This window comes from Lactiplantibacillus fabifermentans DSM 21115, from assembly GCF_000498955.2.
GTDB lineage: Bacteria > Bacillota > Bacilli > Lactobacillales > Lactobacillaceae > Lactiplantibacillus > Lactiplantibacillus fabifermentans.
Genome location: NZ_AYGX02000097.1, coordinates 1 through 11,732 on the forward strand (window position 1 = coordinate 1; position 11,732 = coordinate 11,732).

Genomic DNA, 11,732 nt, shown 5'->3' on the forward strand with positions numbered 1-11,732 from the left:
AGCTGATCTTTTTTGTCCGAACAGCGTTCGGATTAATTTTACAATCTACCATTTTATTAATTATTTCATGGAACATATTTGGTGTGACTTTCAAAATGTTGGCTTATACTGATCCTGTGATTAATAAAGTAAAGTGAGGTTAGTAAGATGACAGTTTTTAAAGCTTTTTCCGATGAGGAAGTTTTAGCAGATTTAAAAGCCCAGGTGACCGATGGCGAAGTATTCACGGACACCGCCACTTTAAACAAGTATTCTTTTAGCAAGAATTTAAGTGACGACGACAGTGGGTTGGCGTTAGCGTATGTGCAAGCGCAGTCCACTAAAGATATTCAAGGGACGCTCAAAATTGCGCGCAAGTATCATATCCCAGTTGTCCCCCAAGCTCAAACGACGAGTACGGTGATTGGTTCCGATGGGATTACCGGGGCGTTGATTTTGTCGACAGCGAAGATGAATCATATCCTGGAAATCAGTAAAGAAGATTCGTTAGCGGTCGTTGAACCGGGCGTCATTAACGGTGATTTGGATAAAGCCGCGCGGGAACAAGGGATGTTTTATGCGCCAGATCCTGGTTCTAAACCGATTTCTGGGATTGGAGGCAACGTCGCCACTAATGCTGGTGGGATGAGTACCGTTAAATACGGCGCGACTAAGGATAATGTCTTAGGTGTTAAAGTCGTCTTGGCGGATGGCCGCGAAGTCCAATTCGGTGGCCGGACGTTGAAGCAAGCATTTGGCTATGACTTAACCCAATTAATGGTTGGTTCAGAAGGGACCTTGGGGATTGTGACCCAAGTCATCGTCAAGTTGTTGCCAATTCCACTCGGAACACCAGTGATGGGGGTCGCGTTCTTTGAAAATATGACCGCCTTAGCCAAAGCGGTGACGGCGATTCGCATTTCGGGCGTTTACCCAACGATGCTGGAAGCCTTAGATGGCCATACCGTGGAAGCTTTGGACCGCTATGAAAAGACCCACTATGCGCAAGCAAGTGCCGCCATGTTGATTTTTAAACTCGACAACGGTGGGGATGCTAGCATGGCCGTCGTTAAAAAGTTATTAGCGGAACATGCGGCGACAAATGTGACGATTACGACGAAACCAAGTGAACAAGCGGACCTCGAAAAGTTGCGGCGCGACATGTTACCCGCCGTCTTTGCGGGTCAAAACCACATTATGGAAGATATGGCCGTGCCATTGTCACAACTGGCGCCATTAATGGATTATATTCAAGCCTTAGGTGAACGGTTAGGTGTTTCAATCTACACGGCGGGCCACGCCGGTGACGGGAATGTACACCCAACTTTAGTTTGGCCTAAAGAAGTGACGGAAGTGCCTGATAACGTCATTCAAGCCTTACAAGAAATGTTCCATAAGACGTTGGAACTCGGTGGGACCATTTCCGGTGAACACGCGGTCGGCATGTTAAAGAACCAATGGAATAACGCTGAACTTGGCGAAGATGTGGACCAAATCCAACATCAAATCAAGGCGTTATTTGACCCGATGAACTTGCTAAACCCGAAACGCAAGATTAATTAATCATCAAGCAATCAACGGACCACTAAAATATGATGTGCAAGTTAACTATTGCACCCAATGACAAATATGCTTATGATGGGAACATATAAGTATACGGGGGGAACCAGATTGACACCAAAAAGTTCGAATATCCGCTTAGAATTTGATGCAGAAGTGTTACGGAACGAAGTTTTTGATGTCGTTGACTTTGCGAGTTTTCAACGTTTTTGGCAACGTTTCGAGCATTTTTTAGAAGACCGGATGGTTCAAGGCCACTTGAACATTTTAGAAGGTCATGGGTTAATTCCTAGTGATTTTGCCGATGAAAATGGTCGCCTAAGCTATTGGGCTGGCGACCAGCAGTATCAGATTGATTATCATGAGATTGTGCGCGAGTGGATCGTGACAATTCAATAGTTTGACCGTGAGAGAGTCAGAGAGCACATTGGAGCGAAGTATTATTGAGTAAAACAAAGGGCCAACCAGACGCGGGCGATGATCGCTTTTTACCCGCACCACCAGAATTATTACAAGCGGTCGATCAGCTCAAGGCTTATTCACTGCGCTATGAAGTCGCCATGAAGTTAGTCTTGGATAAATTAGATTATATCAGTCGTGAATATGAATTGCGGTATGGCTATGCTTTAATCGACAGTAAGCAATCACGCATCAAGTCCGCGGAAAGCATTCTCGGCAAGATGCGCCGCAAACACTTACCGTTAACGTTTGAAGCCGTCTTCAACAATTTACACGATATCGCCGGCATCCGGCTGATTGTCCGCTTTTTAAGTGATGTCAAAACGGTCGAAGATTTGTTAGCGACCCAAGCAGATATCAAAGTATTAAAGGTGAAGGATTATATCCATCATCCAAAAGAAAATGGGTATCAGAGTTTGCATCTCATCTTGGGCGTGCCAGTCTACACCGTCGACGGTCCCAGTATCGTTGAAGTGGAACTCCAAATTCGCACCATTGCGATGAATTTCTGGGCTTCCTTAGAACACGAGTTAAACTACAAGAAAAACGTGCCCCATCAAGCTGACTTGCAAAAGTCATTGACTGAAAAGGCCCGTTTGATTACGGAATTAGATCAAGAAATGGACGACATCAAGGAACGCATTTATGATCCGGATGCCGGTCCGAAAGACGTTTAAAGCATCACTCCTAGTTATTAATTGGCTAGGAGTGATTTTTATTTGCCGTTGGGCGTCAGCGGTAATTCCAGCCACTGTGGCGACCGGTTTGAGCCTGAAAAGCGGTCTCAAACCTCACTTTGAAGCTCGGCAAAAAACGCCAATCTTCAAAGATGTCGGTGGCGTAAGCTCGGCCAAAAGCATGCCGAACTAACGCCACTTTCACGGTGACTTCCATTACCGCTGACGCCCAACTAAATTGATGTTTAGTTTTAAATGGTGTTATTTTCATTGAGTAATTATGAATGGGAGCTAATTGGTGTGGCCAACATTAAGCGTAAATGTGGATGTGTCATAGTCAATGGGATTGCAGTAAGATGTGCCGATTCTTTGATTTGAAATTGCAACTTATTAGTGAATTTAGCAATCCTTACATGCCAAACTACCTGAATAATTAATCAATGTCATAAGAATCTGTGACCACACTTAATCATATAAAAAAGTTGCATCATGCCTATCCAGATGATTAGATAGCACGATGCAACAAGCAATAAAACATCATTATTTAAGAAGTAACGTGATCCGGAAGCCAACTGAACCGGCGCCGTGTCGAAGTTCTTAGCGGGTGTTTTTGTGCCGCTTAGAACTTGTGCCGTGTTTGGTGACTTGCGGGGTGTGCGAGGCACCAAACCGCTCGGAAGACCGTTTTTTGGCTTCCGGGGTGCACCACGGCGGCGGTTCAGTTGGCTGGAGGCGGACTCACAATTAGTATAACTATTTTAATAAAGCGAGTTCGTCTTTTTGAGGTAAGACCCAATCGTCGGCGAGCAATTGGTGGTACGTGTGGCCTAAAGGAACCCATAATTTAGCGTGGGCAATATCTTTGGCCGTGGCCCAGAAAAGGGGGTCCGCAAGTTGCTGTTCACTGATATTAACAATTAAATATTCACCGGCTTCAGAGCGGACGGTGATTTGAGGATACAATACTTTCACTATCTGGACTGGCATGATATTTTTAATACGTAAGTTATTATCTAGTAACATTTTGAGCACTTCGCTTTCAGTATGACTTGGTCAATAATACAATGATTATCGTACTGATAAAATGTGAACGTTTTTACCGGGTGGTCGTGACTTTTTAGTTATTAATTCCTTTATATCTAATTAGGAAGGTTGTGATTTCGTAAATTAAGTTAATTTTCGGGTGGCAAGTCGGTCATATCTTGGACTGGTTTACCACGATACCACCAGTCATTAATAAAATTGGCCAGTTGTTCCGGGGATTCATGCAAGCCAGTTTTTAACCAGTAACGAACGACGCCGACGATGCCGTTAACGTAATACTCAAACATGTATTGCCGTTCACGCGCGCTGACAGCCGGGCCTTTGATGCGGTTATTTTCATCAATCTCACGTTTGGTGATGGCGATGAATTGCATTAAGAAGTCTTGGTCGGTCGTTAAGATAAATGACGTAACGGCGTGCCGTTTTTTAACTACCTCAAAAATACCGGTCAAAATTGCCCGGAGTGAATGGGGATGGGTATGTTCATTAATGACTGCCAAGAGTTCTTTAGTCGCATCTTGTTCCATCGTGTGCATACAGTCTTTGACATCATTATAGTGGGCATAAAAAGTGCCCCGATTGATGTCGGCCGCTTTGCACACCGCCGTAACGGTAATTTCGTTGATGGTCTGTGATTTTAACAGGTCAATCAAGCTATCTTGAATGAGCCGTTCAGTCATTTGCGACCGGCGATTATTTTTGGTTCCTACCATTGTGATTTCACCTCATTATTCGAACAATGGTCATGTAAAATGTCTATTTAATGACGTAATTGTGAAAATTGTTGGTTGATATTTGGACCATTTTCAACTAACATGTTGTTATTATTTAAACACAGTGTTGATTAAATGTCACGATGTTGTTTTAAATCTGATTTAGGGAAGGGATACAGATTGAAAGGGAGCCGTAGACGATTTACGATTCAGGCAATCGTCTGGTTAGTAGTGATGGTAGCGGCCATCATCTGCTTGCCAAACGTGAGCAGCCTGGTCCGTGATAAGGGCCAAACTGAATTGCCAAGTAGCGCTAAGAGTCAAGTTGCCCAAGTTATTCAAAACCACTGGGGGCGGAATCAAAATAACACCCGCCAAGTCGTAGTGGTCTTCAGTAACGGAGACAAGGCCTTGACTTCCAAGCAAAAGCAAGCAATCGACGATACGATTCAACGCTTTAAAGACGACAAGTCGAAATATCATGTGAAATCAATGACCGCCGCGAGTGATAATGCCGCCGCGAAGAAACAATTGATTTCCAAAGATAAGTCGACCGAGTTATTGCAGTTAATGGTTGGGGAAAATCAAACGGTCGCTAATATGACGACCAACATCACTAAAGGTGCCAAAACGAGTGGCGTAAAAACTTACGTGACTGGGAGTGACATCTTAAATGATGACTTTACCCAAGAAACTGAAGCTGGGATTAAAAAGACTGAAATCATTACCGTCATCTTTATTTTCATTGTCTTGACGTTAGTATTCCGGTCACCGATTACGCCAATTGTCTCATTATTATCAGTTGGGTTATCGTTTATCATTTCATTAAGTATCGTAATGAACTTAGTTGAGAAGTTTAACTTCCCACTATCGAACTTTACGCAAGTCTTTATGGTCGTGGTTCTGTTTGGGATTGGGACCGACTATAATATCTTACTGTTTGATCAATTCAAAGAAGAACTCAGTCATGGCGATAGTCCGGTCGCCGCGACTGGGAGAGCGTTAAAAATTGCTGGCCGGACGATCCTATATAGTGGTTCTTCCATTTTAATTGGGTTTACTTCATTAGGATTAGCGAACTTCTCGATTTACCGTTCCGCAGTCGGCGTGGCCGTTGCGGTTGCTATCTTGTTACTCGTATTACTCACGTTAAACCCATTCTTTATGGCGGTCTTAGGACACAAGTTGTTCTGGCCCACGAAGAACTTTGGTGGTGGGAGTACTAGTAAGATGTGGCACGGCATTGCAACGAAGTCCGTGCGTTACCCAATCATCGCGTTAATCGTGGTCTTAGGGGTATCATTACCATTTATTTTGACGTATAACAGTCAATTAAATTACGATACCTTGGCCGAATTAGGTGATACGGTACCAGCTAAGCAAGGGTTCAAAGTCGTTCAAAAGCATTTCTCAAAAGGGACGGCCGAACCATCAACGTTATATATCAAGTCTGATCATGCGTTGAATAATGAAAAAGATTTAAAAGCAATTGATAACTTGACCCGTCAATTGAAGAAGGTCAAAGGTGTTAAGACCGTGGCTTCCGTCACCCAACCAGGGGGGGCCGAAGTTAGCGACTTATACGTTAACAATCAATTGAAGTCTGTTACGAGCGGGATGACCTCGGCTGGTAAAGGCTTAACTAAAATCAGCAAAGGTTTAGATAGTGCTAACAAGAAGCTGAGCGACTCCGATATGTCATCTGGGGTTAGTGGCGCTAAGAAGTTAGCCAAAGGTTCTGCAACCCTTGAAAGTGGGATTGCCACTTATACTAATGGGGTTTACACCGTTAATAATGGCTTGGACCAACTTAATAGTAAGACCGGGACATTATCTAGTGGCGTTAACAAGTTAGCGAGTGGTGCCAGTCAAGTCAGCACCGGGTTGAATACCTTAAATGGTAAGACCGGGACGTTGGCCAGTGGTGCTAGTCAGTTAGCGAGTGGTGCCAGCAGCGTGAATAAAGGGGTCGTTACTTATACGAACGGTGTCTACACCGTCAATAAGGGCCTCAACACGTTGAATTCTAAGACTAGTTCCTTAACTTCTGGGATCAACCAGTTGAGTAGTGGGACCAGCACGTTATTCTCCGGGACCCAATCGTTATCTTCCGGGTTAGATACGTTAAATAGTAAGAACAGCTCATTGACGGAAGGCGCAAGCAGCTTAACGTCGAGTGTTGCCAAGCTTCAAAGTGGCGCGGCGACCTTGTCGAGCGCGTTAACGACGATTCAGGCTCAAGTTAAAGCAGGGACGACTTCCGTAAGTACGTCTCAGTTGAATGAACTGGAAACGGCCTTGAATACGTTAAATACTAATTTAAATACGTTAACGAGTGTTTCTAGCAAAGTCGACAGTGCGAAGTCATCCTTATCGGCATTCTCCACGACGATGACGACGGCGGAATCTGGCATGACTACTGACATGAACACGATTAAAGCTGCCTTGAGTAGTGCGGCCACCGCCGATGCTGCTAAGACGAGTTCAACGAGTACGAGTGTCGATGCTAATGCGGTCGCTTCAGCTGCCATGGCCGCTGCTGGTTCGTCGGCAACGGCGGAACAAAAAGCTGCCATCAGTTCAGCTGTTAACTCCGCTGTCGCTGCTCAACAAAGCAGTAGCACGAGTTCAACCGCTACTACCAGCGCGTCATCAACGACCGCCACTGATGGTTTGAAAGCCTTGAGTGACATGCAAGCACAATTGACCAGCATTAAGAACTCGGCTTCTGCCTTAACGAGCTTGAGTACTGAATTAGATAACTTATCTAGTTTAAGCACGTTAGCGACTAACCAAATTGCGGCTAATAATCAATCACTTAAAGCTATCGAAGGATTGAAAACAGCGGTTGCTTCAATGCAAACGCTCGAATCAGCTTTAGATGGGACGTCTTCACAGACTGGTTTAGTTGACGGTGCCACCCAACTTTCAAGCGGGTTATCACAACTTCAAAGTGGGGCTAACACGTTAGCTAGCGGGATTACGACGTACACGAGTGGCGTTTCTTCAGCTGCCAGTGGCGCAACGAAGGTTAATAGTGGGGCCTCAACATTGAACAACGGGGTTACGACCTTGAGTTCACAAGTACCAACCTTAACGAGTGCCATCAGTGCATTAGCTTCTGGGACTAACCAATTAGTTTCAAACTCCAGTGCGTTAACGAGCGGGACATCACAATTAGCTAGTGGAACGGCTACCTTGAATAGCCAAGTGCCTTCCTTAGTCAATGGTGTCAGCAAGTTATCGAGTGGGGCTTCCCAAGTTTCAACTGGGATGACGAGCTTACAAGGTCAAATTCCAACCTTGGTCAGTGCCATTCAAAAACTAGACGCTGGGACGAACAAGTTAGTTTCAAGTTCTGACACGTTGAATTCTGGTGCTTCAGAAATTGCTGACGGGAACGCAACGATGTATACCGAATTACAAAGTACCGTTAAGCAAATGGCCACCTTGCAAAAAGGTTTGAAATCCGCAAGTACTGGGGTTAAGACCGTTAACAAGGGTGTCGGAACCTTGAAGACTTACGCAACGGGTTTGAAAGATTCAGATGCTTCCAACACTTACTACGTACCAAAGAGTGTCTTGAAGGGTGATACGTATAAGACTGCCTTGAAGGCCTACATGTCTGGTAACAATCACGCTACTAAGATCACGATTGTCTTAAACGATAATCCAAGTTCGAAGACCGCGATGAACCGGATTAGTAAGATTCAAACGCAAGCTGAAAACACCTTGAAGGGGACCGCCTTAGATGGTTCCACCATTGCTATTGGTGGGGAAACTTCAGAAATGAACGATACCCAATCAATTGCTTCAAGTGACTTTATCCGGACCGCTGCGATTATGTTAGTCGGAATCTTGTTAGCCTTAATGGTTATCACGCGTTCTGTCTTACAACCGTTCTACATCTTAGGGACGTTATTATTGGCTTATGTCATGTCCTTGAGTATCACGCGGATGTTGAGCAGCTGGATCTTAGGCCAAAGCATGTTAACTTGGAATACCCCATTCTTCGGGTTCATCATGTTAATTGCTTTAGGGGTCGATTACAGTATCTTCTTGATGATGAAGTATCGTGAGTTCGACAATACGTCGGCCACGCCAAGTACTCGGATTGTGAAAGCTTCTGGGGTTATCGGGGCCGTGGTCTTATCCGCCGCCTTGATCTTGAGCGGGACGTTTGCCGCCTTGATGCCATCGGGTGTCTTGACCTTGATTCAAGTGGCGATGGTCGTGGTTATCGGGTTAATTATCCTGGTCTTCGCCATCCCAACGATTATCCCAAGTTTGATTCGCTTAACGTATCCGTTAACGGACCGCATGGAAGATGAATCAACGGCTGACGAAAAGACGCGCCGTAGTCACAAGTAAAATCATGAATAAATAAGCGCCATTGTGTTATGGTTAGCTTAACTGGCGGTGCCGGTCGAATGAAAATTCGGCGGGCACCGTTTTTTTTATCGAAACGGAGGAATATCAATGGCACGATGTGATTGGGCGAATTCGTCACCACTAATGCAGCAGTATCACGATACGGAATGGGGAAAGCCGGTACATGACACCCAAAAGTTGTTTGAGCTATTGTCGCTAGAAACGTATCAGGCGGGCCTCAGTTGGCAAACGGTGTTAAATAAGCGGGCAGCCTTTGATGAAGATTTTTATGAGTATCAAATTGACCGGGTTGCCGCCATGACCACTGAAGATTTGGACCGATTATTACAAGATGACCGCATTATTCGCCACCGCCAAAAGTTAGCGGCCACTATCAATAATGCCCGAGTTATCCGTGACTGGCCGGCCGATAGTACGTACGCCGACTGGTTGTGGGCCTTTGTGGGTGGGCAACCCATTCGGCAAGCGTGGGCTGATGTCAGTCAAATCCCGGCGACTAATGACCTCGCTAAATCAGTTTCAAAAGCGATGAAGCAACGCGGCTTTAAATTCGTTGGTCCAACAACGATTTATTCGTATTTACAAGGTGCGGGGCTGATTAATGACCATCTTAAAACTTGTGATTGGGCCTAATACGATGTTTGATTGTGCTAGTTTGAAAGGAATCAAAAAATGAAAACTTATGGGATTGGTGAAGTCAGTAAAATGATGGGCTTGTCGGTCGAAGCGATTCGCTATTATGACCATGCCGGCTTGTTACCCTTTGTGAAACGTGACAGTGGCGGTCGCCGCCGGTTCACTGAAGATAATATCCAGTTGATGCGGATGATTTTAGACTTAAAACGGGCCGGGGTGCCGATTAAGGATATCGCCTACTTTGTTTCATGGCGATTGGATGGCGATGAGTCGTTGGCGCAACGGTATGAGTTTTTGGACCAACATGAAATGGTCTTAGAAGACCAAATCAAACAACTACAAGACTCTTTAGCTTATTTGCGGTTTAAAAAGTGGTATTACAAGACTGCTTTTGCTGCGGGAACGGAAAAGATTCATTTGTTGCCCGATTCTAAACAAGTTGATCCGAATATTTATCAAGAATACGAGCAATTGCGCCGCGCTGGGAACAGTGCCAAAGAATTAGGCAATCGCTAGTTTGGACTAGGATTGTACCGTTTTTTTTGCCGTTGGGCGCCAGCGATAATTCCAGCCGCCGTGGCGACCGGTTCGAGCCAAAGAGCGGTCTCGAACCTCACTTTGAAGCTTGGCAAAGTTCGCCAATCTCCAAAGATGTCGGTGCCGTAAGCTCGGCCAAAGTCATGCCGAACTAACGGCACTTTCACGGCGACTTCCATTATCGCTGACGACCAACTGAATTGATTTTTATATTCAAAGTGCGACTGCAATTTTGTGGTCGCACTATTTCTATTCGATGTTTGTAAATTATGACCAAACTATTGTCGTCGTTGCGCAATTAACTTGAAGGTTTCTGGCATGGTTGTTCAATTATGATGTGTTGTTGGCGGTACTACTAAATAGTCGAAACGCGGTCAAGCTGGCAGGGCCCTCCGCTTAGCTACGTGATCAAGCGCGTACTATCTAAATAGCCGAAACGCGCCGCAGCCGGCAGAGCCCTCCGCTTAGCTACGCCAACAAGCTCACGAAGGCAGCCTACTTCGCAAGCTTGTTGGCTAGGCTATGCTCGGTCTCTAAGCGCCTGCTGCGGCGCTCTGAAACTTTGTCCTTGACCTATACCTAACTACAGCTAGTAAAGTAACCACCATCAACTTATTCGAGGAGTGGTTACATGTTCTTATTAGCGTTAATCCCAGTGTTAATGGGTAGTGGTCTGGCGATGCAGACGGCGGTCAATTCTAAGTTACGGTCATATGTTGGTTCGCCATATTTGGCGTCGGCCGTGTCGTTTACTGTGGGGGCCGTATTTTTGATTGTTTTGACGTTGCTTAGTGGCGTGAATCCGTTGGTTAGTTTCAGCACAGTGACGAGTAATCCTTGGTGGATTTGGCTCGGGGGCTTACTTGGCGTGATTGGGCTGACGGTTAACTTATTGTTATTTCCTAAGTTGGGCAGTATCCAAACGGCCGTTTTACCAATCTTTGGGCAGATTATTATGGGTATTATTATCGATCAGTTCGGTCTTTTTAGTTCACCACAGTCGAATTTGACGGTCATTAAGGCGGTGGGCTTAGTTCTAGTGGCGGTTGGTATGGTTATCGCGACTGGCATGTTGAGCCATCATCAAAAAACTACGACGACCGGTCGGCCCAATATCTTATGGCAATTACTAGGCATTGGCGCCGGCCTGTTAATGGCGACACAAACCGCTATCAATGGTCATTTAGGCGTCGTTTTGGGCTCGTCAGTCCATGCGGCCATGATTTCCTTTACCGTTGGCGCGCTTATTTTAATCGTGTTAGTCGTCGTATTACGGGTGCCGCTGACTGGATTAGTTAAGGCCCAACAAGCGGGGCAGTCCTACTGGTGGATTTGGTTGGGGGGCTTTTTAGGTGCGTTGTATGTTTTTGGGAGTGCGTGGTTAGTGCCGCAAATCGGGACCGGTCAAGTTGTTGTGATTGCCTTATTCGGCCAACTCTTCTTTAGTGCCTTGATTGACCACTTTGGTTTGTTCGAATCGCTCGTTAATAAAGTAGCAGTGGCCCGGATTATTGGGCTGATTACGATGTTTTTAGGGGTCTTGAGCATTCACTTTTTATAAAAATATTGATGAAGGCGCTGATTAAATTCGGCGTCTTTTTGTTAGTGCTTGAATAGACGGATTCCAGCTAGCCTTGGCAAAATAAAAATTTATAAAATTATAATTGTTTGCAATTGTATTTTGGTAGATTGCAAATTTAATCCGAATTTTTGGACAAATTGTTCAGCATAACCT

11 protein-coding genes are annotated in these 11,732 nt (G+C 45.2%); 7 read left to right on the forward strand and 4 right to left on the reverse strand.

Translation table 11 applies throughout. From position 1 onward, the window contains the following. Positions 1-147: 147 nt before the first annotated feature. The 3 genes from DY78_RS08990 to DY78_RS09000 all read left to right on the forward strand — a co-directional run bounded on the left by DY78_RS08990 (position 148) and on the right by DY78_RS09000 (position 2,675). Entirely contained in the window at positions 148-1,542 is a 1,395-nt protein-coding gene (locus DY78_RS08990) for an FAD-binding oxidoreductase (protein ID WP_024625699.1), read from the forward strand. Positions 1,543-1,650: 108 nt separating this feature from the next. After that, positions 1,651-1,938 (forward strand): hypothetical protein, encoded by a 288-nt coding sequence (locus DY78_RS08995; protein ID WP_024625698.1) that lies wholly within the window; start codon positions 1,651-1,653, stop codon positions 1,936-1,938. Positions 1,939-1,982: 44 nt separating this feature from the next. Further along, complete coding sequence (locus tag DY78_RS09000; RefSeq protein ID WP_024625697.1) at positions 1,983-2,675, forward strand: GTP pyrophosphokinase; 693 nt, start codon at positions 1,983-1,985, stop codon at positions 2,673-2,675. 55 nt (positions 2,676-2,730) lie between these two features. Here DY78_RS09000 and DY78_RS16130 read toward each other — a convergent pair whose 3' ends face one another. The 3 genes from DY78_RS16130 to DY78_RS09010 form a co-directional block, all read right to left on the reverse strand. Continuing rightward, a complete protein-coding gene (locus tag DY78_RS16130) occupies positions 2,731-2,892 on the reverse strand; it encodes a hypothetical protein (RefSeq protein WP_156093388.1) in 162 nt (53 codons plus the stop codon). 536 nt (positions 2,893-3,428) lie between these two features. Then, positions 3,429-3,698: a hypothetical protein gene (locus DY78_RS09005; protein WP_024625696.1), complete on the reverse strand. Its 270-nt coding sequence runs from the start codon at positions 3,696-3,698 to the stop codon at positions 3,429-3,431. Between the two features lie 149 nt (positions 3,699-3,847). Further along, positions 3,848-4,432 carry a TetR/AcrR family transcriptional regulator gene (locus DY78_RS09010; protein WP_024625695.1) on the reverse strand — a complete coding sequence of 195 codons (585 nt, stop codon included), beginning with the start codon at positions 4,430-4,432 and terminating at the stop codon, positions 3,848-3,850. Positions 4,433-4,612: 180 nt separating this feature from the next. On the opposite strand from DY78_RS09010, the gene DY78_RS09015 reads away from it, so the two are divergent. The 3 genes from DY78_RS09015 to DY78_RS09025 all read left to right on the forward strand — a co-directional run bounded on the left by DY78_RS09015 (position 4,613) and on the right by DY78_RS09025 (position 9,976). After that, positions 4,613-8,803: an MMPL family transporter gene (locus DY78_RS09015; RefSeq protein WP_024625694.1), complete on the forward strand. Its 4,191-nt coding sequence runs from the start codon at positions 4,613-4,615 to the stop codon at positions 8,801-8,803. A 108-nt stretch (positions 8,804-8,911) separates the two neighbouring features. After that, positions 8,912-9,457, forward strand: a complete 546-nt coding sequence (locus tag DY78_RS09020; protein WP_024625693.1) for a DNA-3-methyladenine glycosylase I — start codon at positions 8,912-8,914, stop codon at positions 9,455-9,457. 39 nt (positions 9,458-9,496) lie between these two features. Continuing rightward, entirely contained in the window at positions 9,497-9,976 is a 480-nt protein-coding gene (locus tag DY78_RS09025) for a MerR family transcriptional regulator (RefSeq protein ID WP_024625692.1), read from the forward strand. Here the strand turns inward: DY78_RS09025 and DY78_RS09030 are convergent. After that, complete coding sequence (locus DY78_RS09030) at positions 9,973-10,176, reverse strand: hypothetical protein (RefSeq protein WP_033613567.1); 204 nt, start codon at positions 10,174-10,176, stop codon at positions 9,973-9,975. The two genes, DY78_RS09025 and DY78_RS09030, sit on opposite strands and share 4 nt — an antisense overlap. A gap of 452 nt (positions 10,177-10,628) precedes the next feature. Between DY78_RS09030 and DY78_RS09035 the strand changes: the two genes are divergently transcribed. After that, entirely contained in the window at positions 10,629-11,558 is a 930-nt protein-coding gene (locus DY78_RS09035; protein WP_024625691.1) for a DMT family transporter, read from the forward strand. The last annotated feature ends 174 nt before the right edge of the window (positions 11,559-11,732 follow it).

What these genes read in the sequence shown, in the direction of transcription:
- DY78_RS08990 (WP_024625699.1), top strand. Translation starts at nt 148, where the DNA reads ATGACAGTTTTTAAAGCTTTTTCCGATGAGGAAGTTTTAGCAGATTTA.
- DY78_RS16130 (WP_156093388.1), bottom strand. Translation starts at nt 2,892, where the DNA reads ATGGAAGTCACCGTGAAAGTGGCGTTAGTTCGGCATGCTTTTGGCCGA.
- DY78_RS09005 (WP_024625696.1), bottom strand. Translation starts at nt 3,698, where the DNA reads ATGTTACTAGATAATAACTTACGTATTAAAAATATCATGCCAGTCCAG.
- DY78_RS09010 (WP_024625695.1), bottom strand. Translation starts at nt 4,432, where the DNA reads ATGGTAGGAACCAAAAATAATCGCCGGTCGCAAATGACTGAACGGCTC.
- DY78_RS09020 (WP_024625693.1), top strand. Translation starts at nt 8,912, where the DNA reads ATGGCACGATGTGATTGGGCGAATTCGTCACCACTAATGCAGCAGTAT.
- DY78_RS09025 (WP_024625692.1), top strand. Translation starts at nt 9,497, where the DNA reads ATGAAAACTTATGGGATTGGTGAAGTCAGTAAAATGATGGGCTTGTCG.
- DY78_RS09030 (WP_033613567.1), bottom strand. Translation starts at nt 10,176, where the DNA reads ATGGAAGTCGCCGTGAAAGTGCCGTTAGTTCGGCATGACTTTGGCCGA.
- DY78_RS09035 (WP_024625691.1), top strand. Translation starts at nt 10,629, where the DNA reads ATGTTCTTATTAGCGTTAATCCCAGTGTTAATGGGTAGTGGTCTGGCG.